The sequence below is a fragment of the Pseudomonas turukhanskensis genome, from assembly GCF_027922365.1.
Lineage (GTDB): Bacteria > Pseudomonadota > Gammaproteobacteria > Pseudomonadales > Pseudomonadaceae > Aquipseudomonas > Aquipseudomonas turukhanskensis.
Genome location: NZ_BSFN01000025.1, coordinates 1 through 26,486, shown reverse-complemented (window position 1 = coordinate 26,486; position 26,486 = coordinate 1). Strand labels below are relative to the sequence as shown.

Annotated in this window: 24 protein-coding genes; 9 read left to right on the top strand and 15 right to left on the bottom strand. The window is 61.7% G+C overall.

The window, feature by feature from the left end:
- From PKE98_RS24310 to ureC, 3 genes are all read left to right on the top strand, one after another.
- Positions 1-513 (top strand): GNAT family N-acetyltransferase, encoded by a 513-nt coding sequence (locus PKE98_RS24310; RefSeq protein ID WP_271198016.1) that lies wholly within the window; start codon positions 1-3, stop codon positions 511-513.
- Positions 510-815, top strand: a complete 306-nt coding sequence (locus PKE98_RS24305; RefSeq protein ID WP_271198015.1) for an urease subunit beta — start codon at positions 510-512, stop codon at positions 813-815. Before PKE98_RS24310 ends, PKE98_RS24305 begins: the two co-directional genes overlap by 4 nt.
- Positions 816-962: 147 nt before the next feature.
- Positions 963-2,663 (top strand): urease subunit alpha, encoded by a 1,701-nt coding sequence (gene ureC, locus PKE98_RS24300; RefSeq protein ID WP_271198014.1) that lies wholly within the window; start codon positions 963-965, stop codon positions 2,661-2,663.
- A 1,140-nt stretch (positions 2,664-3,803) separates the two neighbouring features.
- Here ureC and PKE98_RS24295 read toward each other — a convergent pair.
- The 9 genes from PKE98_RS24295 to PKE98_RS24255 all read right to left on the bottom strand — a co-directional run bounded on the left by PKE98_RS24295 (position 3,804) and on the right by PKE98_RS24255 (position 12,786).
- Positions 3,804-4,397: an HAD family hydrolase gene (locus PKE98_RS24295; RefSeq protein WP_271198013.1), complete on the bottom strand. Its 594-nt coding sequence runs from the start codon at positions 4,395-4,397 to the stop codon at positions 3,804-3,806.
- A gap of 136 nt (positions 4,398-4,533) precedes the next feature.
- The gene (locus PKE98_RS24290) at positions 4,534-5,517 is read right to left on the bottom strand and encodes a Csu type fimbrial protein (RefSeq protein ID WP_271198012.1); all 984 of its coding nucleotides are present in this window, start codon (positions 5,515-5,517) and stop codon (positions 4,534-4,536) included.
- A 38-nt stretch (positions 5,518-5,555) separates the two neighbouring features.
- The gene (locus PKE98_RS24285; protein ID WP_373877914.1) at positions 5,556-7,859 is read right to left on the bottom strand and encodes a fimbria/pilus outer membrane usher protein; all 2,304 of its coding nucleotides are present in this window, start codon (positions 7,857-7,859) and stop codon (positions 5,556-5,558) included.
- Between the two features lie 375 nt (positions 7,860-8,234).
- The gene (locus PKE98_RS24280; protein WP_271198010.1) at positions 8,235-9,002 is read right to left on the bottom strand and encodes a fimbrial biogenesis chaperone; all 768 of its coding nucleotides are present in this window, start codon (positions 9,000-9,002) and stop codon (positions 8,235-8,237) included.
- Positions 9,003-9,031: 29 nt separating this feature from the next.
- On the bottom strand, positions 9,032-9,589 hold the full coding sequence (locus tag PKE98_RS24275) for a Csu type fimbrial protein (RefSeq protein WP_271198009.1): 558 nt from the start codon (positions 9,587-9,589) through the stop codon (positions 9,032-9,034).
- The gene (locus PKE98_RS24270) at positions 9,589-10,113 is read right to left on the bottom strand and encodes a Csu type fimbrial protein (protein ID WP_271198008.1); all 525 of its coding nucleotides are present in this window, start codon (positions 10,111-10,113) and stop codon (positions 9,589-9,591) included. The genes PKE98_RS24275 and PKE98_RS24270 overlap by 1 nt, the downstream gene beginning before the upstream one ends.
- An 87-nt stretch (positions 10,114-10,200) precedes the next feature.
- On the bottom strand, positions 10,201-10,737 hold the full coding sequence (locus PKE98_RS24265) for a Csu type fimbrial protein (RefSeq protein ID WP_271198007.1): 537 nt from the start codon (positions 10,735-10,737) through the stop codon (positions 10,201-10,203).
- A 493-nt stretch (positions 10,738-11,230) separates the two neighbouring features.
- Positions 11,231-12,100, bottom strand: coding sequence for an acyl-CoA thioesterase II (tesB, locus tag PKE98_RS24260; protein WP_271198006.1), 870 nt, complete (start codon positions 12,098-12,100; stop codon positions 11,231-11,233).
- A 95-nt stretch (positions 12,101-12,195) separates the two neighbouring features.
- A complete protein-coding gene (locus PKE98_RS24255) occupies positions 12,196-12,786 on the bottom strand; it encodes a GNAT family N-acetyltransferase (RefSeq protein ID WP_271198005.1) in 591 nt (196 codons plus the stop codon).
- Positions 12,787-12,867: 81 nt separating this feature from the next.
- Between PKE98_RS24255 and PKE98_RS24250 the strand changes: the two genes are divergently transcribed.
- The 4 genes from PKE98_RS24250 to PKE98_RS24235 all read left to right on the top strand — a co-directional run bounded on the left by PKE98_RS24250 (position 12,868) and on the right by PKE98_RS24235 (position 16,390).
- Entirely contained in the window at positions 12,868-13,782 is a 915-nt protein-coding gene (locus PKE98_RS24250) for a histone deacetylase family protein (protein WP_271198004.1), read from the top strand.
- Positions 13,783-13,807: 25 nt separating this feature from the next.
- Positions 13,808-14,425 carry a PAQR family membrane homeostasis protein TrhA gene (gene trhA / locus PKE98_RS24245; protein ID WP_271198039.1) on the top strand — a complete coding sequence of 206 codons (618 nt, stop codon included), beginning with the start codon at positions 13,808-13,810 and terminating at the stop codon, positions 14,423-14,425.
- Positions 14,426-14,552: 127 nt separating this feature from the next.
- The gene (locus PKE98_RS24240) at positions 14,553-15,638 is read left to right on the top strand and encodes an L-dopachrome tautomerase-related protein (protein ID WP_271198003.1); all 1,086 of its coding nucleotides are present in this window, start codon (positions 14,553-14,555) and stop codon (positions 15,636-15,638) included.
- Between the two features lie 53 nt (positions 15,639-15,691).
- Positions 15,692-16,390 carry a CTP synthase C-terminal region-related (seleno)protein gene (locus PKE98_RS24235; protein WP_271198001.1) on the top strand — a complete coding sequence of 233 codons (699 nt, stop codon included), beginning with the start codon at positions 15,692-15,694 and terminating at the stop codon, positions 16,388-16,390.
- 129 nt (positions 16,391-16,519) lie between these two features.
- Here PKE98_RS24235 and PKE98_RS24230 read toward each other — a convergent pair whose 3' ends face one another.
- The gene (locus tag PKE98_RS24230; protein WP_271198000.1) at positions 16,520-17,956 is read right to left on the bottom strand and encodes a basic amino acid/polyamine antiporter; all 1,437 of its coding nucleotides are present in this window, start codon (positions 17,954-17,956) and stop codon (positions 16,520-16,522) included.
- 97 nt (positions 17,957-18,053) lie between these two features.
- Between PKE98_RS24230 and PKE98_RS24225 the strand changes: the two genes are divergently transcribed.
- Together PKE98_RS24225 and PKE98_RS24220 are read left to right on the top strand one after the other, a co-directional pair.
- Complete coding sequence (locus PKE98_RS24225) at positions 18,054-19,286, top strand: TIGR03862 family flavoprotein (protein WP_271197999.1); 1,233 nt, start codon at positions 18,054-18,056, stop codon at positions 19,284-19,286.
- Between the two features lie 65 nt (positions 19,287-19,351).
- The gene (locus PKE98_RS24220; RefSeq protein ID WP_271197998.1) at positions 19,352-19,948 is read left to right on the top strand and encodes a GNAT family N-acetyltransferase; all 597 of its coding nucleotides are present in this window, start codon (positions 19,352-19,354) and stop codon (positions 19,946-19,948) included.
- An 88-nt stretch (positions 19,949-20,036) separates the two neighbouring features.
- On the opposite strand, the gene PKE98_RS24215 is transcribed toward PKE98_RS24220, so the two are convergent.
- From PKE98_RS24215 to PKE98_RS24195, 5 genes are all read right to left on the bottom strand, one after another.
- Positions 20,037-21,509 carry an aldehyde dehydrogenase family protein gene (locus PKE98_RS24215; RefSeq protein ID WP_271197997.1) on the bottom strand — a complete coding sequence of 491 codons (1,473 nt, stop codon included), beginning with the start codon at positions 21,507-21,509 and terminating at the stop codon, positions 20,037-20,039.
- A gap of 25 nt (positions 21,510-21,534) precedes the next feature.
- The gene (locus PKE98_RS24210; protein WP_271198038.1) at positions 21,535-22,341 is read right to left on the bottom strand and encodes an ABC transporter permease; all 807 of its coding nucleotides are present in this window, start codon (positions 22,339-22,341) and stop codon (positions 21,535-21,537) included.
- 16 nt (positions 22,342-22,357) lie between these two features.
- Complete coding sequence (locus PKE98_RS24205; RefSeq protein WP_271197996.1) at positions 22,358-23,266, bottom strand: ABC transporter permease; 909 nt, start codon at positions 23,264-23,266, stop codon at positions 22,358-22,360.
- A 146-nt stretch (positions 23,267-23,412) separates the two neighbouring features.
- Positions 23,413-24,555 carry an ABC transporter substrate-binding protein gene (locus PKE98_RS24200; RefSeq protein WP_271197995.1) on the bottom strand — a complete coding sequence of 381 codons (1,143 nt, stop codon included), beginning with the start codon at positions 24,553-24,555 and terminating at the stop codon, positions 23,413-23,415.
- A 63-nt stretch (positions 24,556-24,618) separates the two neighbouring features.
- Complete coding sequence (locus PKE98_RS24195) at positions 24,619-25,737, bottom strand: ABC transporter ATP-binding protein (protein ID WP_271197993.1); 1,119 nt, start codon at positions 25,735-25,737, stop codon at positions 24,619-24,621.
- Positions 25,738-26,486 lie beyond the last annotated feature (749 nt).

Below are 26,486 nucleotides of genomic sequence, written 5' to 3'. Positions count from 1 at the left end.
ATGATTATTCGCGACGCCGTCCCGGCCGACCTGCCCGCCATCCGCGACATCTTCAATGACGCAGTCCTCAACACCACCGCCATCTGGATGGACGCAGTGGTCGATCTTGCCAACCGCGAGGCCTGGTTCGCCGCCCGCGCCCAGCAGGGCTACCCGATCCTGGTGGTCGTCGATGAAGCCAATGCGGTGGTGGGCTACGCCTCCTATGGCGACTGGCGGCCGTTCGACGGTTTCTGCAACACCGTCGAGCACTCGGTGTATGTGCGCAGTGACCAGCGCGGCAAGGGCGTCGGCCCATTGCTGATGCGCGCTCTTATCGAGCGCTGCAAAGCGGGTGGCAAACACGTGATGGTGGCGGCCATCGAAAGCGGCAACGCGGCCTCGATTCGCCTGCATGAGCGCCTGGGCTTTATCACCACCGGGCAGATGCCGCAGGTGGGCCGCAAGTTCGGACGCTGGCTGGACCTGACCTTTATGCAACTGATCCTGACCCCTGAAAGGAGCGCGCCATGATTCCCGGTGAATACCAGATCCAGCCCGGCGACATCGAACTCAACGTGGGGCGGCGCACCGCCACGGTGAACGTCGCCAACAGCGGCGACCGCCCGATTCAGGTGGGCTCGCACTTTCACTTTTTCGAAACCAACGACGCCCTCGCCTTCGACCGTGCCGTGGCCCGTGGCATGCGCCTGAATATTCCGGCCGGCACCGCCGTGCGCTTTGAGCCGGGGCAGTCGCGTGATGTGGAACTGGTGGAGCTGGCAGGTGGGCGCCGGGTGTTCGGCTTCGCCGGGCGGGTGATGGGCGATCTTTAAAAGAGCCCCTCACCCCAGCCCTCTCCCGCAAGCGGGAGAGGGGGCGTTGGAGGTACGAACGCCGCTTGGCTCCCTTCGCCCACTTGTGCGAGAGGGGCTGGGGGTGAGGGCAAGAGATTACGCAGAAGCACTTCTGGGAAACCGATTATGAAAATCAGCAGACAAGCCTACGCCGATATGTTCGGCCCCACCGTCGGCGATAAGGTGCGCCTGGCCGATACCGAACTGTGGATCGAGGTGGAGAAAGATTTCACCGTCTACGGCGACGAAGTGAAATTCGGCGGCGGCAAAGTGATTCGTGACGGCATGGGCCAGAGCCAACTGTGCGCAGCCGATGTGGTCGACACCGTGATCACCAACGCGCTGATCATCGACCACTGGGGCATCGTCAAAGCCGACGTCGGCCTCAAGGGCGGCCGCATCGCCGCCATCGGCAAAGCCGGCAACCCGGACATTCAACCGGACGTGACCATCGCCATCGGCGGTGCCACCGAAGTGATCGCCGGCGAAGGCATGATTCTCACCGCCGGCGGCATCGACACCCATATCCACTTCATCTGCCCGCAGCAGATCGAAGAAGCGCTTATGAGCGGCACCACCACCATGATTGGTGGCGGCACCGGCCCTGCCACCGGAACGTACGCCACCACCGTAACGCCGGGGCCGTGGCACATGGCGCGCATGCTACAGGCCGCCGATGCTTTCCCGATGAACATCGGTTTTACCGGCAAGGGCAACGTCAGCCTGCCGGAGCCATTGATCGAGCAGGTCAAAGCCGGCGCCATTGGCCTGAAGTTGCATGAAGACTGGGGCACCACGCCTGCGGCCATCGACAACTGCCTGAGCGTGGCCGACCAGTACGACGTGCAGGTGGCCATTCACACCGACACCCTCAACGAATCCGGGTTTGTCGAAACCACCCTGGGCGCCTTCAAGGGTCGCACCATCCACACCTACCACACCGAGGGTGCCGGTGGCGGCCACGCGCCGGACATCATCAAGGCCTGCAGCCTGCCCAACGTGCTGCCCAGTTCCACCAACCCGACCCGGCCGTTCACCCGCAACACCATCGACGAACACCTGGACATGCTGATGGTTTGCCATCACCTGGACCCCAGCATTGCCGAAGACGTGGCCTTCGCCGAAAGCCGCATTCGCCGCGAGACCATCGCCGCCGAAGACATCCTGCATGACCTCGGCGCCTTCTCCATGATCAGCTCCGACAGCCAGGCCATGGGCCGGGTTGGCGAGGTGATCACGCGCTGCTGGCAGACCGCCGACAAGATGAAAAAACAACGCGGCGCGCTGCCCGGTGATGGCGTTGGCAACGACAACTTCCGGGTCAAACGCTATATCGCCAAGTACACCATTAACCCGGCCATCACCCATGGCATCAGCCATGAAGTGGGCTCGATTGAAGTGGGCAAATTTGCGGACCTTGTGCTGTGGCGCCCAGCGTTTTTCGGCGTAAAACCGACCCTGATTCTCAAAGGCGGCGCGATTGCCGCAAGCCTCATGGGCGATGCCAACGCGTCGATTCCCACACCACAACCGGTGCACTACCGCCCCATGTTCGGCAGCTACGGCGGATTGCTGCACGCCACCAGCTTGACCTTTATCAGCCAGGCAGCGATGGACCTCGGCGTGCCTGAGCAATTGGGCTTGAAGAAGCTGATTGGCGTAGTGAAAGGTTGCCGCACCGTGCAGAAGAGCGACTTGATCCACAACGACTACACCCCGCAGATCGACGTGGACCCGCAGACCTATCAGGTGAAAGCCGACGGGCAATTGCTGTGGTGTGAAGCGGCCGATGAACTGCCGATGGCGCAGCGGTATTTTCTGTTTTAAACCACCCTACCAACGTCATCCCAGCGCAGGCTGGGATGACGGGGTGTTGGGGGAGATAGTCGTTACCCGCGGCTCAACCGCAACAACGCCAGGCAGTCCTCGGCATACCACGGCGCAGCGGTATTTCTTGTTTTAAACCACTACTTCCCGCCCTTACCACCGTCATCCCAGCGCAGACTGGGATCCAGGTTTTTGCAGTGGGTCGCAAATCGAGCTCCATCCAACATTCTGGATCCCAGCCTTCGCTGGGATGACGGGGTGTTGGGGGAGATAGTCGTTACCGGCGGCTCAACCGCAACAATGCCAGGCAGTCCTCGGCATACCAAGGCGCAGCGGTATTTCTTGTTTTAAACCACTACTTCCCGCCCTTACCACCGTCATCCCAGCGCAGACTGGGATCCAGGTTTTTGCTGTGGGTCGCAAATCGAGCTCCATCCAATATTCTGGATCCCAGCCTTCGCTGGGATGACGGGGTGTTGGGGGAGATAGTCGTTACCCGCGGCTCAACCGCAACAATGCCAGGCAGTCCTCGGCATACCAAGGCGCAGCGGTATTTCTTTTTTTAAACCACTACTTCCCGCCCCTACCACCGTCATCCCAGCGCAGGCTGGGATCCAGATTTTTGCAGTGGATCGCGAATTGAGCTCCATCCAACATTCTGGATCCCAGCCTTCGCTGGGATGACGGGGTGTTTGGGGGGAGATAGTCGTTACCCGCGGCTCAACCGCAACAACGCCAGGCAGTCCTCGGCATACCAAGGCGCAGCGGTAATTCTTGTTTTAAACCACTACCTATCGCCCCTATCACCGTCATCCCAGCGCAGGCTGGGATCCAGATTTTTGCAGTGGGTCGCGAATTGAGCTCCATCCAACATTCTGGATCCCAGCCTTGCTGGGATGACGGGGTGTTGGGGGGAGATAGTCGTTACCCGCGGCTCAACCGCAACAACGCCAGGCAGTCCTCGGCATACCAAGGCGCAGCGGTAATTCTTGTTTTAAAGCACAACCTCAAAGCTGACACCGTCATCCCAGCGCAGGCTGGGATCCAGATTTTTGCAGTGGGTCGCGAATCGAACCCCATCCAACATTCTGGATCCCAGCCTTCGCTGGGATGACGGGGTGTTTGGGGGGGAGATAGTCGTTACCCGCGGCTCAACTGCAACAGCGCCAGACAATCCTCGGCATACCAATCGGCCAGCTCCGGCCACAGATTTTCTGGCACATTCACCAGCACCGTATGCGTGCCCGCCGCGCGGCCACTGTCCAGGTCAAAGCGGTAATCCCCCACCATCACCATCTCACTCGGCGCCACCTGCCATTGCTCGGCCAGGTGCAACAACCCGCCAGGGTGCGGCTTGGGTGGCGCTTCGTCGCGGCCGAGAATATCCACCGTGGCAAAACAGTCGCCCAGGCCAATCGCCTCCAACGTCAGCAGCGCCAGTGAGTGCGCATTGCGGGTCAGAATGCCCAACTGGTGGCCGCGCCCGTGCAGCTCACGCACCAGCTCGATAGCCCCCGGCGCTGCTTGCGCATTCACCGCCAGCTCGCGCTCATGCTCCATCAGCCAGGCATGTTTGGCCGCGGCCACTTCGGCAGGCAATGCCGCCAGGTGATGAAGAATGTCGTCTTCGGCGGGAATCTCCAGTTCACGGCGAATGGCCGCGAAGTCATGCACGGCGATGGTCAGGGTGCCATCCATATCGAACACCCAGTGACGGATCGGGGCCAGGCTCATCGGTTAACTCCAGCGCGAGGGGAGCGGCGGAGTATACGGGGTCGGGCTCAAGCGCATCGAGGCTGGAGCTTCTCCTGCAAGGTACGGTGAGCCGTTGTAGGAGAGGCTTCAGCCTCGAATCCTGCAAACGAAGAACTCAATAGCTCAGCGTCATGATCACGTTGTCTTGATACGCCCCCGCTGGGACATTGTTCTGCGTCGCATCCACCGCCGCATCAAAGGTGAAGCTCTGCCCCAACCCCGTTCCCAGAAACGCCATGGGCTGCGTGGCGTTCCAGATCACCGTGGTATTGGGCTGGTAGAGGTTGTAACGCATGCGGTTGGCGCCGCTGGCCATCTGGCGCCAGGGTGCCGAGTAGTTCCCACCGTTGTCGAAACTGACGCTGTAACCCTCGTTGTTGGTGCAGGTGACATTGACGGTCTGGGTGAACTTGGTGAACTGATTGACCAACGCTTTACTGCCGAAATCGACGTCGAGCGTGGCGGTGTTGATCAGGCAGGACTTGGTCACCACCAGCGTCAGCGTGGCACTGGTCAGTACACCCGTGCCCCAGTTGGTAGGGTCACTACAGAGTTCCACCACTACCGTGACGCACCCTTGCACTAGCCCTGGCGAACGGCTCCAGGCGCATGCCCCGAGCACGCCGGCGTCGCAGATGGCGTAATACCAACGGAAACTCACCGTGCCGGTGTAGGTGCCGGCCTGCACGTTGGGGCCCATCGGCACGGTGAAATACAGGGCGATGCCGTTGCTGCCCCCGCCCAGCGACAGCACGGTCAGGCCAGTCGCCGTGCCGGTCACACCGTTTTGCAAGGGTGCGCCGCCCTGGGTAGTGCTGACGGTGTAGGGAATCGAGTAGCCGCCATTGGTCAGGTTCAAACTGGCGGTGTTGAGCATCAGCCTTACATACGACCCCGATAGCAAGGACAGCCCGCCGGTGCAACTGATACCCGAAGCGCCGTAGTTCCCCATGGTGGTGGTTTGCAGCGCCAGCGAGCTGACGGTGCCAAGGCTGACATTGGTGGCGGAGGTGACACACGCGGCGTGCGCCACGCCGCCGCTGCCCACCAGCAGCAGACACAACAAGCCGCGTCGAGCCTGCGCCCAGATCCGTTTCATACGCTGCTGTATTCCATCCATGTTGCACTCCCAGAGGATCACCGGCAGGTCAACGGACCGACCAGACTCACTTCTTCATTGGTATTGGCCAGGGCAAACGCCGCCCCGCATTGCTGGCCATCAGGCCGGGTTACACGCAGCTGGTTTTGCGCCTGCAAGCCTTCGAAATACACCAGGCCGTCCCAGCCGACGAAGGCACGCAGGTGGGTGCCTTCAACCGTCACCTCGCTGCCACGCGGGATCACTTCGCCGCGTGAATCGATCAACACAATGCTGGCGGCCACCACGCGCCGCAGGTCGAAACTGAGCAAGGCGCCGCTGCCCTGGTGCACCGCAATTTTGTTTTCAACCTGGGGGACGCGCATGTTCGCCGGCAGGCCAAGCGGGTCGATCTCGTATTGGCCGCCGTAGTAAGACGGTACCGAGGGCACCAGCAGATGGCCGTTGCTGTTGGTGTTGCCCATCAACTGATGTTCGAAGCTCACCGGCACATCACTAACGCCGTTAGTGCTGATCAGTACGAAAGCGTCATCCACGCGGTTGCCGGGAAACACATCGCCGTCCATGGCGATCAACGAACCGGTGACATCGCCCCACTGGGTCAGCCGCCCGTTATCGCGGTACACCCCACCTTGTACCTGGGCATAGGGCGTGCGCCAGGTGACGTCGGCCTGTTCGTAGGTGCTGTCGCCCGTGGCGTAGCCGAGGTTGTAGCCCACGCCGCCGCTGGTGGGCGCGGTGCGACCAAAGTTGACCCGTTCGCGAAACTGGCCCTGGGTATCGCGCTCCACACTGGCGCTGAAGGTGGAGCGCACATCGAATGGAACGATCAGTTGCAGCACCGCTGAATAGCCCTCGCCATCCAGGTCGCGGTTCATCGCCACGTACATACTGCTGTTGCCCCACAGGCTGCGCGAGAACGACAGGTTGACCAGGCGGGTGCGCTGGCCGTCCATGGTTTCACTGGCGAAGTAGCCGATGCCCACGTTGCCGATATCGCCGGGGCTGAAGGAAAAGGTCACCTGGTCGGTGGTTTTGGCCAGGCTCAGTTCGTCGCGGCCAAGCTCAAGGGCGCTGAGCATGCTGACGTCGACAAACTTTTCGTTGCGTTGCACATGCTGGGCGCCAAAGCCAAAGGTGTTCGAGTAATAGCTGTAGCCGACGTTGGTTTGCAGGCCTTTCTTGCCCTCGTACTGGCTTTGCGCAACCGAGGTGCTGAGGGTGCCGGCGTTGCCCAGGCCGATGGTGGCCCCGACGCCGCCCAGGCGCAGTTCTTCGCCCACTTCGGCGTGGGTTTCGGCAGTGAAGTAATCAGTCAGGCCGTAGCGGAAGGTGCCGCTGCTGACCGGCGTGCCGTAGGAGAAATTTTCCTGGCCGTAGTCCTCGCGAATCTTGCCCACCGACAGTGAGTAGTCGTACAGGTCTTTTTGCAGCAGGGAGTTGGTCACGTAAAACGGCACATCGGTGGCCACCTGACGGCCCAGCGCATCGGTGGTGACCACGGTGGCGTTACCCGCTCCGCTGATATAGGGCACGTTGCTGACGGTGTAGGGGCCGGGGTTGATCTGGTCGCTGCTGACCTTGGCGTTGTTGATAAACAGGTCCACCGAGGTGGGCACCGCCGCTTCGCCGGTAAAGCGCGGCAAGGGGTAGGTGATCAGGTCCGGGCGCAGGGCAAAGTTGCGTGACACCTGCACACCGCCCAGGCGCACGGCGCTGTTCCAGGTGAGAGCGCCAGTAATCAGGTCGCCGGCGATATAGCGGGTCATGGTTTCCTGATTGTTGTAGCGCCAGTAGGTGTCATAGCGCATGTAGCCGTCCTGGTCGGCACCCAGGTCATTGAAGCTGTGGCGGTACACGCCGGTGTTGCCTACAACGCCGGCGCTGCCGAACACGCGCTGCTCGAGAAAACCACTGAGGTAGTGACTGCCCTCTTCGGTGTCGTTGTAGTAGGCGTCGTAGTTGAACAGCAGGCCGAACGAGCTTTGCGCCGGCACCGCGGCATACACCGAGCGCTCGCCCAGTTGCTGGTCGGGTAGCCAGTCGCTGGGCAGCACCAGTTTCAGGCGCTGCAGTTCCTGGTCGTAGGAAAATTGCAGCCCGGTGATGGTATCCAGGGCCAACCCGCCGCTGGCGCCGTCGGGCAGGCGTACGCCGACCGCAAGCAAGTCTTCGCTGCTGACGAAGTAGCGCTCACCACGAACAGTCACCTGGGCCACACGGTCGCTGGGCAATTCATTCACCACCAACTCCAGAAAAAGGGTGTACTCACCCGCTGTTGCCGCCACGTCGGGCGCGGTAGCCGGGGCCGGCTCGGGCTGCGCGGCACCCGGCGCCTGCATTCGGGCGGCGGGAACGGTATCGGCCGGTGTCACAGCGCCTGGCAAGGTCGGCGCTGAAGCCGGTACCGGCACCGCCGCCAAGGCATCTCGCAGTGGCCAGGGCATGGCACTGGCCGGTTTTACCGGGTCAGCTGCGGCCTGTGGCGCAGCAGGCATTAGCGCGTTGTTTGTGGGTGCCGCGGCATCGGCGGCGGCCAGGGCATCGCGCAATGGCCCGGGAATGGGTCTGGCCCCTTCAGCCGCACGCACGGGTGGCCCGACCCCCAGCAGCAACAACGCCAGCAGCACAAACGCCGGATGCACGAGGCCAGCGCATCGCCTGCCTGGCGATGGCGTTTGCTCGTCCCTGATGTTCTGCACGCGGCTCTCGCGCGATCAGTGCGGTGAAATGGGCTGGATATCCGCCAGCTCGTTTATTCGTGCTTCCAGGGCAAAAGCGTTGCCCGCCACCGTCGTCGGCAACTCCCAGCGCATTCGTGCGCCGGGCAATACATAGCCAAGCAAGCCTTCGGCGATCACGGTTTTCTTGCCGCCTTGGGTCACCGCCACGCTCGCCAGCCGGGCATGTGCAGGGCCTTGATTGTTGAGCTCCAGATAGCGCTTGCCGCCCTCGTTTTGCACCTGAAAACGCAGGTCTGGTTGCAGCAGTTGAATACCGGGGGTCGGCTTGGCGGCGGCACTGGCGAGGCCGGCGCCATCGCCAAAGACAAACAGCGGCACCGAATAACGCATCTGGAACTTCACCCCCAGCGCCGCATCCGTCTTGGCATCGGGCGGCAGCAATTCATCCACCAGCACGCGAAAGGTCTGCTCGCTGGCAGCGGGCACCGGTTGCATTTTCATCAGGCGGATCATCTGCCGCTTGCCGGGCTCAATGGTGACCGCCGGCGGGCTGGCCACCACGGCGCGCTGGGCGCTGAGCTGGTCGCCGTAGTTGGCCTGGTTCCAGGCCAGTACCCGCACCTGCAAGGCGATGGGCGCCTGGCCGCGATTTTCCAACCACAACGCTGCCGCTTTCTGCGCGCTTTCAATCTGCGGATTGATCGGCCAGATCAACACGGAGCTGGCGGCTTGCGCCAGGCCACTGGTGAGTAGCAGCAAGGCGAGGATGGGCAGTATCCGAGAACGACTCCATTCGGCCATGGGTAACTCCTGTTTTTTAATTATGCGGCTCAGTAGGTGATGGTCACTGTCACTGTGTCGTTGTAAATCCCCGCTGAAGGCATAGGCGTGACCGCGAACAAACGCGCGAATACCGGATAGGCCACCGTGGCGGTGCCGGCAGGAAACGTCAGGCTTTTCACCGTGCCGCCATTGGACCCATTACCCCAAATGGTAGTACCTGCATCTTGGTAGAGCTGGTAACGCAAGGTTTCGCTGCCCTTGATCAGAAAACGACCAGCGGAAATATTGGTGGCATTGAGGCCAGCGCTGAGGCCGATGGTGAGCGATGTACCCGGCGTGCACTGCAGCAGGATGGAGTCCGCGCCGGTGCTGCTGGTGACATCGACATTGCTGGGCAGCAGGCTGACCTGGCCGAAGCTGATGTTGCCGTAGCTGGTGACATCCGCAGCCCCGGAGCCAAGGATGCAGCCGTTGACGATGGCAGCCTTGACCACGAAGGCCTTGTTGATGGGGACGTCGTTGACGCCGGTGTCAGCCCAGCTCCGTGCGTTGAGCAGGCACAGCAAGGCCGCCAGAAACAGGTAACGCAACGACCAGCCGCTCATTACCAACTCACAGTTACGGTGATGGTGTCGGTGTACGTGCCCGGGGTCGGTGCTGCCTGTTTTGGCACACGGCCAAACACTTGCAGGTATTGGTCGGCCCCGGTGCCGGTGCCGGTTACGCCGGTGGTGTTATCCCAGATGGTGGTGTAGGCCGCCGACGTGTAGAGGTTATAAGTGATCTGCGCCGAGGCCGGGCCGGTCATGCGCCGTGTCGCCACATTACCGCTGCCGCCGGCACTGAGCAGCACCCGATACGGGGTGTTGAGCAGGCAGTTAACCCGCAGCGAGCCGTTGCCAACGCTGCTGGCCACCGATACGAGGGCATTGAGGGAGAAGTAGGTGCCAAAATTCAAGGTGCCGAACTGGCCCAGCGTAACCGGTGCCGTGCTGCCGGCACTGCACGCCGGCAACACCTCGGCGCTCAGGCCGATAGTGGCGGATTTGGTAACGCTGTAGGCGGCCGGGCTGCAACTGAGCATGCTCAACAGCAGCCACGCCCCCCGAAAATCGCGAAGGCAACGCATGGCAATTCCTGGCAGAGAAGAGGTGCTTCCGTGTCGCGTTGGTGGCGAAACCCTCGTAATGACCCGGCTACGGGCGGACTTGCGCTGTTACCAGGTAATGGTGACTTGCACTGTGTCGGTGTAGGTACCGGTGGCCGGGGTGGTCTGGTTGGGTACCCGGCCGTAAACCACCATGTCCTGGTTGGCGCCGTTGCCGACCCCGGCCAATGCGGTGCCGCCGTTGGTGCCATTGCCCCATGGAGTAGACCGCGCGGCGTCCTGGTACAGGTTGTAGAGCACGTAATTGCCGCCGCTGGCCATACGCCGCTGAGTGCCGGTGCTGTTGAGGCCCGAGTTCAGTGCCACGCTGTAGTTGGTGGCGTTGGCGCATTCGATACCGAAGGAGCTGCCGGCAGTGGCACCTACCGACTGCGCGTCGATGTTGTTGGCCAGGCTTGGGTACGAACCGAAAGTAATGCTGCCGAAATTGTTGGTGGTGGCATTGCTGGTGCCGTTATTCACGGTGCAGCCGGCGCCAATGATGATCTGGATGCCCAGTTGACCCTGCACGGTTCCCGCAGCCTCAACGTTCAAGGCCATGGGTACAAGCAGCACTGCAGGGAGCAGCAGAAAGCGGCGTTTCATGTCTAAGAACTCCTACGAAATTAGTCGTGTATTCACGCTTGGTTGGAAGTTAGTAGACTTTCGGCCGCTTTCAAAACAACTTTATGGCGTCAACGATCAATCATTGAACCGGCCAACTAACGCGCGTTTCACGTAAGTGTTTGTTCTATGTACCGGACAGTTAGTTGTGTAGGAAATAATAGCCATGACCTATAGCCAATGTCCTACATAACATTACGATGAGAAGGGCCACCTAAAAACAAGCGAAGCGTCGTATTTCGTGGGATTGGAACCCGACTAACGGCAAAACGCCATGTCAGATAAACAATTGTGTTAATGGGCTTTTTAGTTAGTCGGCCGACGAACTAACCATCAAGAGAAGTGCAGTTATATATAGCCAGTCGCACTAACCCATATTTCAAATCTGTTTTTAAACGAGCAAGTTGACGATGTGCGGCAGTGCAACTTTCAACGGCAACTATCCCATCAGGGATAGTTGCCGTGCGCCGGTTTATTACCGCCAGTCTTCCCGAACACGGGTCAAACCTTCCTGCGCCACCGAGGCCACCAACTGGCCGGCGCGGTTAAAGATGCTGCCGCGGGCAAAGCCGCGACCGTTGCCCGACCACGGGCTATCCATGGCGTACAGCAGCCAGTCATCCATGCGCAGGTCGGCATGGAACCACAGGGAATGATCGAGGCTGGCCACCTGCATAAACTTCTGAAACACCGACACACCGTGGGGCAGCATAGAGGTGGTCAGCAGGTTGAAGTCCGAGGCGTAACCGAGCAGGTATTTGTGTAACTGACGCTCGTCCGGCAGGGTGCCGTCGGCGCGAAACCACACGTACTTCACCGGTTCACGCACCACCGGCTCGAAAGGGTTGCCGCTGGTGACCGGGCGAATTTCAATCGGCTTGGGGCTGGTGGCACGCTCCAGCATGCGCGCAGGAATAAACGCAGCAGCCTCACCCGCCAGCTCGGTTTCCGAACGAAAGTTTTCCGGGCCAGGCACATCGGGCATCTGAATCTGATGGCTGAAGCCTTCTTCATCGGCCTGGAACGAGGCGCTGCAGGTAAAGATCGGCGCGCCTTTCTGAATGGCCGTTACGCGGCGGGTACTGAAGCTGCCGCCATCGCGCACGCGGTCCACCAGGTACACCACCGGCAAACTGGCGTCACCCGGGCGCAAAAAATAGCCGTGCAAGGAATGCACATGACGCTCGGGCTCAACTGTCTGGCTGGCCGCCGACACGCATTGGCCCAGTACCTGGCCACCGTAGAGCTGGCGAAAACCAAGGTCCTGGCTGACGCCACGGAACATGTTTTCCTCGATCTGCTCCAGGCTCAGCAACGCCACCAGATCATCGAGTAGTTGGCTCATCGGTTATTCCTCATCACGCATTTATTCAGGCTGGGGAAATGGTAATGGCTTTGCCCGCCGATGTCGGCCTTCACGGTAAAAAAGGCCGGTGGCCATCAGTCCAACCTCGGCGGCTTTTGCGCCAACCATTGCGCGCGGCTGATGCGATACAGCACATGGGCGCGCAGCGGGTGATCGGCCGGCAGATTGGGGTGCTGGAAGTCATCCGCCTGCCTGCGCTGCATGCCGATGCGCTCCATTACCGCTCGCGAGGGCGTGTTGGCCGGCACGGTAAAGGCCACCACTTCGGGCAACCGCAACTGCTCGAACGCGCACGCCAGCGATGCCCGCGCCGCTTCAGTGGCAAAGCCTTGGCCCCAGGCGCTGCGCGCTAACCGCCAGCCAATTTCGATGGTGGGGCTACCCGGCGTGCAAAACGGCGCGTCGAAACCCACGACCCCCAGCCCGGTGAAACCGATAAAAGCCCCGGTGTCTTTGCGCTCCAACGCCCACAGGCCAAACCCATGTTCAGCGATATGGGCATGCACGCGCTCCATCAACGCGGCGGCTTCGGCGGTGCTTTGGGTGGCGGGGAAAAAACGCATCACCTCGGGGTCGGCGACCATTTCGGCGAAGGGCGTCAGGTCTTCCGGCCGCCAGGCGCGCAGCAGCAGGCGGTCGGTGTGCAGTTCTATCGGTTTAGTCATGACAACATCCTGTCTGGCGAGTGGCTTGAGGTCGCCCGGCCCTGCGGGGATACTGGCGGCCTCTTTTACCTGGTTGAGTGTATGCGTCTGCCCCTGGTCTATCACGACGACTACAGCCCGCCCTTTCCGGCCGACCATCGTTTTCCGATGGAAAAATTCCGCCTGCTGCGCGACCACCTGATCGACAGCGGCCTGACCACCGATGCTCAGTTAATTCGCCCGGACATCTGCCCGGCCGACATTCTCGCCCTGGCCCACGAGCCCAGCTATATCGAGCGTTTTCTCAGCGGCGATCTCAGCCGCGACGAACAACGCCGCCTCGGCCTGCCCTGGAGCGAGGCATTGGCGCGGCGCACCGTGCGCGCGGTCGGCGGCTCGCTACTGACCGCCGAGCTTGCGCTGCAACACGGCCTGGCCTGCCACCTGGCCGGCGGCACCCACCACGCCCATTACGATCACGCCGCCGGATTCTGCATTTTCAACGACCTGGCAATCATCAGCCGCTACCTACTGGCCGCGGGCCGGGTGCAGCGTGTGTTGATCTTCGACTGCGATGTGCACCAGGGCGACGGCACGGCGCGCATTCTCGCTGACACGCCGGAGGCCATCACCGTATCGCTGCACTGCGAAAAAAATTTCCCCGCGCGCAAGGCCGAGAGTGACTGGGATATTGCGCTGCCCATGGGCATGGGCGATGCCGACTACTTGAAGGTGGTCGACGACACCCTTAATTATTTGTTGCCGCTGTATCAACCCGACCTGGTGCTGTATGACGCCGGCGTGGATGTGCACAAGGACGATGCCCTGGGCTATCTGCAACTAACCGACAAGGGCGTGGCCGAACGGGACGAACGCGTGATCCGCCATTGCCTGGAGCGGGATATTCCCGTGATGGGGGTGATTGGCGGCGGTTACGACAAGGACCGTGTGGCCCTGGCCAGGCGCCACGGGCTGCTTCATCACAGTGCCAACCGTGTCTGGCAAAGCCAGCACTGAACACTCCTTCAAGGCAAACAAACCCATGTACTACGGCGAAAAATTCAACGCCTGGACCCACCTGATCGGCGCCGTACTGGCCGCCATCGGCGCGGTCTGGTTACTGGTGCTGGCGAGCTTTACGGGCGATGCCTGGAAGATCGTCAGCGTGGCCATCTATGGCGTCACCCTGGTGCTGCTCTACAGCATCTCCACCGTCTACCACAGCGTGCAGGGTCCTTCGAAACGGCTGCTGCAAAAGCTCGATCATTTGTCCATTTACCTGCTGATTGCCGGCAGCTACACGCCGTTCTGCCTGATTACCTTGCGCGGGCCCTGGGGTTGGACGCTGTTCGGCATCGTCTGGGGCCTGGCCGTGATCGGCATGCTGCAGGAAATCAAACCGCGCTCGGAGGCGCGGGTGCTGTCGCTGATCATTTATGCGGTGATGGGTTGGATCGTGCTGATCGCGGTAAAACCGCTGATTGCCGCCCTGGGCATGACCGGCTTCAAATGGCTGGCCGCCGGCGGTGTGTTGTACACCGTCGGCATCATCTTCTTCGCCAACGACAGCCGCTTCCGCCACTGGCACGGTATCTGGCACCTGTTCGTAATGGCCGGCAGCTTGCTGCACTTTGTCGCCATCCTGTTCTTTGTGCTGTAACCCTGGGGGAAACATCCGGCAACTTTCGTTTTCGACTTGAAAGAGGTTCAACGCCACTGCGCTTCTTCAACGACCGGGCGTACACCAAGCTCTGCCCCCCCCCTCTGGTTGAATAGGAAGCCCTGCCATGAAGTCCGTTACAGCCCCCTTTCACCTCATTGCCAGCGCCGCATGGCTAGCCTTGAGCATCGGCACGCTCAACAGCGCGACGGCCGCAACCCAGACCGGCGACTTAGAGCTGGTTGCCCAATTGCCGATTCGCCCTGGCAATGTCGCCCCGGCGCCCAACAACCGTCTTTTCGCCACCGTACATCCATTGGGCGCCCCTGGCCCCGCGCAACTGATTGAAATCATCGACAGCACGCACTATCAACCCTGGCCCCACGCCGCCATCCAACGAGGCACCGCTACCGCCAGCGACGAAAAAATCGACAGCCCATTGGGCATCGTCGTCGACAGCAAAAATCGCCTGTGGATAACCGACATGGGCCTGAGCCTGGGCAAAACCCGCGTGTGGGGTTTCGACATCGACAGCGGCCGCGAGCTGTATCGCATCGAGCTGCCGCAAGCCATCGCGCCCAAAGGCAGCTTCGTGCAAGAACTGGCCGTGGATGACCAGGCCGGCTGGGTCTACCTCGCCGATATCGCCAACCCCGGTCTGATTGCCGTTGAAATCGCCACTGGCAAGGCACGTCGTTTCAGCGGCCACCCCGCGCTGCAAGCGGAGCCAGAAGCGAAGATGATCATCGGCGGCAAAGCCATCGAATATCAGGGCAAACCCGCCAGCGTGGCAGTTAACCCGCTGACGCTGTCCAAAGATCGCGCCACCCTGTTCTTCGGCGCCATGAACGGCACAACCTGGTATTCGCTGCCAACCAAACTGCTGCGCGAGGACGCTGACGATAAGCAGGTTGGCGCAGCCATTAAACGTGTAGGGCCCAAACCGGTGTCCGATGGCGCGTCCACCGACGCCCGCGGCCGGCACTTTTTCACCAACCTCAACGAAAATGGCATCGACGTTTTGAACACCGACGGCAGTCTTCGACCGCTAGTGCGCGATGCCCGCCTCGACTGGCCGGACAGCGTGCATGTGAGCGACAACGGCTGGCTGTATATCTCGGTCAACCAGCTCTACAAAACGACAGCCTTTACCGGACAGCAAGACAGCGGCAAACCACCCTATCTGGTAATGCGTGTCTGGCCTGGGGAGTAAAGGCCACGTATGTTGGGTTAAACCTCGTTTAACCCAACGACGGAGCACCGCCCATGACCACCCTGCACATCGGCCTGATCGGCGACTACAACGCCGACGTCATTGCCCACCAAGCCATCCCCAAAGCACTCGCCCTGGCCGGCGCGGCAGTTGGCGTGCATGTGGAACCGCAGTGGTTGGCCACCGAAAGCCTGAACGGGCACAAACACCTCGCCGAGTACCACGGCCTATGGGCCGTGCCGGCCACGCCATACCGCGATATGGACGGCGCCTTGTACGCCATCCGCTACGCCCGGGAAAAGCGAGTGCCCTTCTTCGGCAGCTGCGGCGGCTTCCAACATGCACTGCTCGAATACGCCCGCTCAGTGCTCGGCTGGGCCGATGCCGAACACGCCGAAACCCACCCCGAGGGCAAACGCCTGGTGATTGCGCCATTGAGCTGTGGGTTGGTAGAAGTGAGCGGCGATATTCAACTGGCGCCGAACTCGCAGCTGGCCAACGTCTACGGTGAGTTGCGCATCACCGAGGGCTACCACTGCCGTTACGGCCTGAACCCGGAGTTTGCCAAGGCGCTCGCCAGCGGCCCGCTGCGCATCACCGCGTGGGACGACGAAGGCGATGCGCGGGGGATTGAGCTGCAAGAGCACCCGTTTTTCGTCGGTACCTTGTTCCAACCAGAGCGGGCCGGTTTGGAAGGCAGGGTGCCGCCGGTGATCAAAGCGTTTATCGAAGCGGCATCGCAACAACCCTAATGACCCGCCATAGACGTTTGCAGGAATCGAGGCTAAAGCCTCTCCTACAAAAAACGAAGCCTCTGTGGAGAGGCTTTAGCCTCGATCTTTTGAACCAGAAAAACGACGATCGTCGGAAGACGCAACCCGCTACCCCAACTCCACCAACCCCGTCCAGAACGCCCACAACGCCAACCCCGCCACCACCACCAACGCCATTGCCGCCACGCCCTCAGCGCGCGTAAACAACGGCGCATGCGGCCAATTCTGCCGGTGCGCGTAATAAAACACCGGCAGCCCCGCCATAAACAGCAAACTCGACATCAGCAAATACTGCGGCCCGGCCGCATACAACAACCACACCGCATACACACTGCCCAAGACACCACTGCGCAGTGCCCGCCCCCACTCATCCATATACCGATGCTGCAGCGCATAACGCCAGAGGTACGCCGTACTCGCTAAGTACGCCGGCAGAATCATCACGCCCGTCACACTGATCAGCCAGATCCAGGCGTTCTCGGCAAACAGCACCACAAACACGATGATCTGCATGACCGCACTGGATAACCACAACGACGGCGCCGGTGAACCAAAGCGGTTTTCCCGACCGAGAATGCGCGGAAACACACCGTCCTTGGCCCCGGCAAACGGCAGCTCGGCCACCAGAATGGTCCAGGCCAGCCAGCAACTGAGCAGCGAAATGAGCAACGAACAAATCACGAACACCGCGCCCCAGCGGCCCACCAGGCGCTCGAGAATATAGGCCGCCGCCGGCTCATCCAGCCCGGCCAGTTCCGGCTGCGTCATAAACCCGAACGGCAGCGCCGACAGCAGGAAATACAGCAGCGTGCACACCATCAGGCCGATATAGGTGGCCTGGCCCACCTGCTGTGGTTTGCGCGCCCGCGCCGACATCACCACTGCGCCTTCAATGCCGATAAACACCCAGAGCGTCACCAGCATGGTGCTTTCCACCTGGGTCATCACGCTACCCAACTGCTGGCCTTCGCCCCAAAGGTCGAGGCGAAACATATCGGCTTTGACCATCAACGCCATGATCGCGATGGTCACCAACAGGCTGCTGACATTCAGTACGCTGGCAATCGAGCCAAGTACCGCCGCCCGACGCACGCCGAACAACACCGTAAAGTGCATAATCCAGATAAGTAGCGATGCGCCGCCGATAGAAAGCCAGTTCTTGCCATCGCCGAACACCGGAAACAGATAGCCCAGCGACTTCATGATCAACACCGCAAACGCCACATTGCCAAATGCCGCGCTAAGCCAGTAACCCCACGCCACCTGAAAACCGGCCAGGTCGCCGAAGCCCTCGCGGGCATAGGCGTAAACACCGGCAGTCAGATCGGGACGTTGGGTGGAGAGCAGGCGAAAGCAGTTGGCAAGGAAGAACATGCCCACCAGGGTCAGCGCCCAGGCGATGGCGATGGCACCCAGGCTCGCGTGGGCCGACATGTTCTGCGGCAGGTTGAAGCCGCCCCCGCCGATCATTGAACCAATTACCACCCCGCTCAGTAAAAACAGCCCAAGCTTGGCCGGTGGTGCGTTACCTGTGTCGTTTGCCATGGTTCGTTCCCTGGTTGGCTTGGTCGGCAGTCAGTGTAGCGGCCGTTTGCGCCGAGCTCGGTTAGAATGCCGCTCTCCTTAGCCGCAGCCCGCCACCATGTCCGTAGCCAGCCCCACCTCGCCCTTGCCCGTCGTGATTATCGGCGGCGGTCCCGCCGGCCTGATGGCCGCCGAAGTGCTGGCGCTGGCCGGGGTAAAGGTTGAGCTGTTCGATGCCATGCCCTCGGTGGGGCGCAAGTTTCTGCTGGCCGGCGTCGGCGGCATGAATATCACCCACAGCGAAGCCAAGCCGGCGTTTATCGGCCGCTACGGCAAACGTGCCGATGAGATCGCAACCCTGCTGCAGGATTTTGATGCTGAGCAGTTGCGCACCTGGATTCACGGGCTGGGTATCGACACCTTTATCGGCACCTCCGGCCGCGTCTTCCCCTCTGATATGAAAGCCGCGCCGCTACTGCGCGCCTGGCTCAAGCGCCTGCGTGAGCATGGTGTGGTTATTCACACCCGTCAGCGCTGGCTAGGCTGGCACGCGGATGGTCGTTTGCGCATTGCCGGCATAGAGGGCGAACAGGCGATTGCAGCCCGCGCCGTGGTGTTGGCCCTCGGCGGTGGCAGTTGGGCAAGGCTGGGCTCCGACGGTGCCTGGCAAGCGCTGCTGGCTGAACGTGGCGTTGCGCTGGCGCCCCTGCAACCGAGCAATTGCGGGTTTGAAGTGGCAGGCTGGAGCGCCGTGTTCGCCGACAAGTTTGCCGGTGCGCCGGTGAAATCCTGTGCGATTTCTCTCCGGGGTGCGGCGCCGCGTTTGGGCGAATTTGTGGTCACCACACAAGGAGTGGAAGGAAGCCTGGTGTACGCCTTGTCGGCGCCGATCCGCGACACCATCAGCGAACACGGCAGCGCCATCGTGCACCTGGATTTGTTGCCCCACAAAAGCCCCGCGCAGGTGCTGGCCCTGCTGAACAAACCGCGCGGCAGCAAATCCATCAGCAACCACCTGCGTAGCGCCCTTGGCTTGGAAGGCGTGCGTGCCGGCCTGCTGCGTGAACTCACCGACGCCGCCACCTTTGGCGACCCCGCGCTGCTCGCGAAGGCGATCAAAGCCCTGCCGCTAACGTTGGTGCGCACACGCCCGCTGGATGAAGCCATCAGCAGCGCCGGCGGCGTGCCCTTCGAGGCTATGGATAACCACCTGATGCTCCAGCAATTGCCCGGTGTGTTCTGCGCCGGCGAAATGCTCGACTGGGAAGCACCCACCGGTGGTTACCTGCTCACCGCCTGTTTTGCCAGCGGCCGTGCGGCCGGTTTGGGTGTGCTCGACTGGCTGCAATAAGCCCCTGCCAAATACTGGAACCATCGTGCTAGATTCATCCCTCTCCCCGCCTGCACGAGGCCGCCATGTCCCTGACCTTTCGCCCCGCCCGCGCCGATGATGTCGACGCCGCAGTTCCGCTCATCTACAGCTCTGGCCCTGCCGCCTTCAACTACGTATTTGGCGCCGACCGCGTGCAGGATTTTCTGCGCCAAGCGTTTGTCGGCACGCAGGGACAATTTAGTCATCGCCAGCATTGGGTCGGTGAACAACATGGCCGGGTGGTGGTGGCCGGAACCCTCATCAGCGCCGATGCCAACCTGCGCAATATGCTCGCGGCCACCTGGCAGATTCTGCGGTTCTACGGGCTATGGAGTTCGGTCGGTGTCATCCGCAGGGGCTTGCAGATGGAGCACCTGATCAAGCCGCCGAAAAAGGGCCTGAACTACCTTGCTCACCTTGGCGTGCAAACCGGGCTGACGGGCCAGGGCATTGGCAGCCAGTTGATTGACTACTTTCTGAAACTGGGCTGTGCCCGTGGGTTGCCCAAGGCGGCGCTGGATGTGTCGGCGGAAAATCCGTTGGCGCAGGCGTTGTATGAGCGGCTGGGGTTTCGTGTGGTGGTGCAGCGGGTTTCGACGTTGGCTGGAGTGCCGGATCACATCTATATGGAACGTTCCTAGTGCAACAGCTCGATGCTAAAGCCTCTCCTACCCAAGAGCTCTGCCCTGCAGGAGAGGTTTCAGCCTCGATGCGTTTAGGCCACCCCGATTACTTCAAGTACCACCCCCACGGCTCGGTACCGATGTACTCCGTCACCTGCTTCACTTCCAGATAGTTATCCAGCCCCCAACGCCCCAGCTCGCGGCCGATGCCGCTCTGCTTCATGCCGCCCCACGGCGCCTGGTTGAAGGTGGGTTGCGAGCAGTTCACCCAGACAATCCCGGCGCGCAGCCCATTGGCTACCCGTGTGGCGCGCTGCGGGTCGGCGCTCATCACCGCGCCAGCAAGGCCGAAGCGGCTGGCGTTGGCCATGCGGATGGCGTCTTCTTCGGTGTTGAAACGTTTGACACACAGCAGCGGGCCGAACACTTCTTCGCGCCAGATAATGCTGTTCTCGGCCGGCTCATCGAAGATGGTCGGCTCGATAAAGTAGCCGCGTTCCAGATGCGCCGGCCGTTTGCCGCCGGTGAGCAATCTGGCGCCGCTGCGGGTGGCCTGCTCAACAAAGCCGAGCACCTTTTCCAGCTGCCCTTTGCTTACCAACGGTCCGAGCAACACGCCCTGCTCCAGGCCGCTGCCGATGGTAATCGCCCGCGCCGCTTCCACCAGCCGCTCCAGCAGTTTGCTGGCAATACCCTGCTGCACCAGCAACCGCGAGGTGGCGCTGCATACCTGGCCCTGGTTCCAGAAAATACCGAACAGAATCCATTCCACAGCAGCGTCGATATCGGCATCGTCGAACACGATAAACGCCGACTTGCCGCCCAACTCCAGGCTGATGTTTTTGATATCGGCAGCCGCCGCCGACATGATTTTTGCCCCGGTCGGCACGCTGCCGGTGAAGGCCAGCTTGTCCACTTGCGGGTGTTGGCTTAACGGGCTGCCGGCATCGGCGCCAAGGCCGGTGACAATATTCAGCACCCCCGCCGGCAGGCCGATCGTGTCTGCCGCCGCGGCCAGTTCCAGCGCAGTGAGTGGCGTAAGCTCGGAAGGTTTGAGCACCACCGTGGCACCCGCCGCCAAGGCCGGGGCGACCTTCCATGAAGCCATCAGCAACGGGTAGTTCCACGGAATAATCTGCCCCGCCACACCAATGGGCTCGCGGCGGATATGACAGCGAAAGCGCTCGTCCGGCAACGCCAGTGGTTCGTTCTGTTGCTGATCGAGCTCGCGCGCCAGTTCGGCGTAGTAGCGAAAGCAACCGATGGCATCACCAATGTCCCACTGCGCCTCGGGCAGTGGCTTGCCGTTGTCGCGCACCTCCAGCAGGGCCAGGGCGTCCTGGCGGCCTTCCAGTTCCGTGGCGAGCGCTTCCAGCCAGTCGGCACGCTCTGCGCCGCTGCTTTGCCCCCAGCCATTATCGAAGGCCCGCCGCGCCGCACGCACGGCGTGGTCGATATCCTCTTCGCTGCCGGCTGGCACGCGCTGAATCACCTCTTCGGTGGCAGGGTCGAGGGTTTCGAAATACCCGCCCAGGTCCGGGTTTACCCACTGCCCGTTGATATACAGCTGATCGCGCATCGCATCTCTCCTTGGCAGGCCGGGCTTACGCGGCCCGACGGCCCTGCAGATAACGGGAGGTGAACAGCAACGCCAGCGAGGCGAGGATGATCACGGTGGATATGGCATTGATCTCCGGCGTGATGCCGCGGCGGATCGACGAGAAGATGTAGATCGGCAACGTCGACTCCGAGCCGGCCACAAAAAACGCGATGATGAAATCGTCAAAGCTGAAGGTGAACGCCAGCAGAAACCCGGCCAGAATCGCCGGCGCAATCTGCGGCAGGATTACCCGCCAGAAGGTGTCCAGCGGCGGCGCATACAGGTCGGCGGACGCCTCCAGCAACGCCTTGTCCAAGGCATCTACCCGGGTTCGCACAATCACCATCACCAGCGCCATGGTGAACAGTGAGTGCGCGGCAATCACGGTGAAAAAGCCCATGCGCAGTTTGGGAATGCCCATGTCCAGCGCGGCCAGCAGCGGGTTGAACAGGTCGAACAAGGTGATAAAAGCGATCAGTGTGGCAATGCCGATTACGATGCCCGGCACGATGATCGCGCAGTAGGTCAGCGCATCGAACAGCATCCGCACGCGCCCGCCCACCCGCTGCAACCCGAACACCGCCAGGGTGCCGAACAGGGTGGCCAGCAGCGCCGAGCACAGCGCGATCAGCGCGCTGTTGCCCAGCGCTTCCATGATGAACGGGTTGTCGAAGGCGCGGCCAAACCACTGCGTGGAACAGCACTCGAATGACAAACCGCTGCGCCCGGCGTTGAAGCTGAACAGCATGATCAGCGCGATGGGCGCATACAGAAACAGGTACACCGACGTGGAGTAGCTTCGTAGCCACAGGGCCTTGTCGTTCATCTCAAAGCATCCCGTCTTGCTGGCGGCCGCCGAAGCGCGCCACCAGTTTCAGATACACCGCGATGATCGCCAGCATCATCGCCACCAGGGTCATGGCTACCGCGCTGCCGAATGGCCAGTTGCGCGATTGCAGAAAGAGATCGACCAGCGCGTTACCAACAAAGAACACCTTGCCGCCACCGAGAATGGCCGGAATCAGAAACTCGCCCATCAGCAGAATGAACACCAGCATCACGCCGGTGATTACCCCCGGTGCCGACAGCGGCAGGGTTACCCGGCGGAAGGTTTCGAAAGCGCCGGCGCCCAGATCATGGGAGGCCTCCAGCAGCCGCTTATCGAGCTTCTCCAGGCTGACAAAAATCGGAAACACCATCAGCGGCAGGTAGCCGTAGACGATGCCGATCAGCACCGCCGTGGGGGTGTTGATCAGGCGCACATCGTCCAGCCCCAGGCTGGCCAGCAGCGCGGGAATGCCCTTGCCGCTGAGGATAAAAATCCAGGCGTAGGTGCGGATCAGAAAGCTGGTCCAGAACGGCACGATCACCAGGGTTAGCAGCAACGAGCGGTTACGCTGCACCTTTACCGCGAGGAAATACGCCAGCGGGTATGCCGCCAGCAGGCACACCAATGTACCCAGCGGGGCCAGCACCAGGGTGTTGCTGAACGCCGCGGCGCGAGAGGCCAGGTTGAGGTAATTGGCGAAAGTGAAGGCCGGGCTGTAACCACCCACCGCGCTGCGCTCACCCAGGCTGAACAGCAGGATGACCACCAGCGGCATCAACAGCAGCAGTACAAACCACAGGGTTGAAGGCAACAGCAGCAGCCAGGTGATACGCCGGCCGAGGCCGTGCGCCTTGGCCGGCGCAGCGGCAGCCACCGCAGGCAGCGGTGCGCTAACGGCTATGTTCATGGGGGAATCCTTGGGCATAGTTTCAAATCTCACGCGGTTTGCCCCCTCTCCCTCCGGGAGAGGGTTGGGGATGAGGGGCCTTTAACAGCAAAACCCTCACCCTAGCCCTCTCCCGCACGCGGGCAGAGGGGACGGACCGTGGTGGCTTACGCGGCTTTAAACCGCGCCATCAACTCCGCTCGCACCGGGCTGGTTAGGGTCGCCGCGGCACCGAACTCAAGCGTGCTGAGCAATTCCGCCGCCGGGTACATGATCGGGTCGTTGAGCATGGCCTTGGGCAGCAGCGCATCCACGCGTTTATCGCCGCTCGGGTAGCCGTGCGCTTCCACTTCCAGCTTGTTTACCTGCGGGTTGAGCAGGAAGTTGATAAACGCATACGCCGCATCGCGGTGTTCGGCGTCTTTGGGAATGGCAAAGAAGTCGCTCCACAATTCGCCACCTTCCTTGCCCAGGGTGAACTCCAGGTTGGGCAGATCGCGGTGCAATTGCGAGCCATCGCCGGTCCAGCACATGGACATCCAGGCATCGCCGCTGCGCATGCTCGGCTGGTAGTCGGAGTTGATGGCGAACAGGTGTGGCTTCACTTCGATCAGCAGTTTCTCGGCATCGGCCAGTTCTTTTTCATCCAGCGAGTTGAAGCTGTAGCCGAAGGATTTCAGGGCGTTGCCGATGGCGGTGAGCTGGTAGTCGTGCACCATGACGCGGCCGGTGGCCGGACCTTTGGCCAGGTCCCAGAACTCTTTCCAACTGGCCGGTTTGCCGGCGATTTTCTTGCTGTCGTACACAAAGCCGGTGGTGCCCCAGTTCTTCGGCACGGCGTACACCTTGCCGTTGACGATGCCCTGTTCCATAAAGCGTTTTTCGTAGGCGTTGGGGTCGAAGTTGGACAGGCGCGTGAGGTCCAGCGGCTCGATCAGGCCCAGCTCCACGTAGGTGCTGATGGTGTAATTGGTGGGCACGAACACATCCCAACCACTTCCGCCGGCCTGCAGCTTGGCGAGCATTTCTTCATTGGAACCGAACACGCTCATCTGTACCTTGGCGCCGGTCTGGCTAGCGAAGGCTTCGAGGTTGGCGGGGTTGTGGTAGTTGGGCCAGGTGGCGATGGCCACGCGGTCGCCAATCGAGCCCTTGTCGGCGCCGAAGGCCTGGCTGGTCAGGATGCCGGGCATATTGGTGGCGACGACGGCGGCTGCTACCCCCAGGCCCGTACGGCCGAGAAAGTCGCGGCGGGTGATGGAGCCGTTCTGCCAGCTACGCATGGTTTTGATGAAGTCTTTTTTGTCCATTTCGCGTGATCCCCTTAAACGTGTCGGTGAGTTATGGGTGTACTTGCCGAACTGCGCTGCCTGTCAAAGGCCCATCGCCAGACCATTGGCCTGGTCCCAGCCGATCTGCACGGCGGCGCCGTGTTCAAAGCTCGCCTGGTTGTGCTCCCGCACCCGAGGCACGCGCACACACACGATGCCGAAGGGTTCGGTACGAACGCGGTACTCGGTGAGGTTGCCGAGGTAAATGCGGTCTTCCACTTGGCCATCGAGCGTTACTTCGCGGCCCAGCGGCGAGTTGGCCGCGCCGATGCTGATCAACTCCGGGCGCACGGCGATGCAGCCTTGCACCTGCGGGCTCAAAGCCAGGCCAGTGGGGCTGCGCGGGCTGCTCAATTGCAGGCCCTGTGGCGTTTCCAGCACCACGCTGTTGCCCTCGATGCGGCGCACGGTTCCGTTGAACAGGTTGGACTCACCAATAAAGTCAGCCACGTAGCGGCTGGCGGGGGTTTCATAGAGCTGTTCGGGGGTGGCGGTCTGAACAATCAAGCCGTCTTGCATCACGCTGATGCTGTCGCTCATGGACAGCGCTTCTTCCTGGTCGTGGGTGACCAGTACAAAGGTGATGCCGACCTCACGCTGCAAGCGCAGCAGTTCGGACTGCATTTCCTTGCGCAGCTTGCGGTCCAAGGCGGCCAGCGGTTCGTCGAGCAGCAGCACGGTGGGCTTGTTCACCAACGCGCGGGCCAGGGCCACCCGCTGCTGCTGGCCACCGGAAAGCTCGCTCGGCTTGCGGTGGCCGTAGCCACTGAGGCGCACCATTTCCAGCGCTTCGTCGGCCAGGCGGCGTTGTTCTTTTTTGTCCGGGCGCGGGGTTTGGTAGCGCAGGCCGTAAGCGATGTTGTCGGCCACACTCAAGTGCGGGAACAACGCATAGCTTTGGAACACCATGTTGACGGGCCGCTGAAACGCCGGCACGCCAGCCACCGAACGGCCGGCCAGCAACACCTCCCCTTCGCACGGCTGTTCGAAGCCGGCGATCATGCGCAAGGTGGTGGTTTTGCCGCAGCCTGAGCTGCCGAGAAACGAATGGAACGCGCCGCGGCGCACCTGGAAGCTCACACCGTTGACCGCCGGGGTGGCGCCGTAGCGCTTGACCACCTGACGGAACTCGATATCGACTGCTTGGCTGGAATCGCTCACCGCTCGCCCCTTGTTCTGGTTCTTGTGCTCGTGGAGCGAAACTAGCAATGGGGGTTTGGGGGCGTATATATCCCTTGGGGGATAGAGGTCGGTTTCGCGACCTTGGCGCGCAGGGTTGCTGCGCTTATGGGGTGGAAACATTCCATGGCGTGTGTGCTGGGCGTTTTGTTTCGCGCCTTACGCGCGGGGCTTTTGTAGGGTGTGCTTCGCGCACCTTGCGGTTTGCCAGGCGACTGTTGTTTTTCTGCGTTATCGCGTGCGCTGAACGTTTTGTTTCGCGCCTTACGCGCGAGTCACTTTTCTCAATCGCCAGAAAAGTAACCAAAAGCGCTTGCCCCTACCTGGGCCCTACGCTGCGCTCCGGGTTCCCTCCCTCCGCCGTTGCTCCAGGGGCCGGGCTGAGGGCCATCCATGGCCCCATCCCTCTGCGCGGCTCCCGGCCGCTACGACCCCTTACGCGACGACTCCACTCGGCCTGGCGCTCAAGGGGCGGGTAGATCACAAGCGGTAGATCAAAAGCCAAATCAACGGCCCCTCTCCCCCAGCCCTCTCCCGCTTGCGGGAGAGGGCTGGGGGCGGCCGGCTAGGCGAGGGGCTTTTGATCTGCTTTTGATCTTGATCTACCCGCCCCTTGAGCGCAGGCCGAGTGGAATCGTCGTGGAGGGGGTTGAGCGGCATGGATGCCGCGAGAGGCACGATGGGCCAGGGACGGCCCGTCGTGGCGTGCCCCCGGAGCGGCGATGTAACGA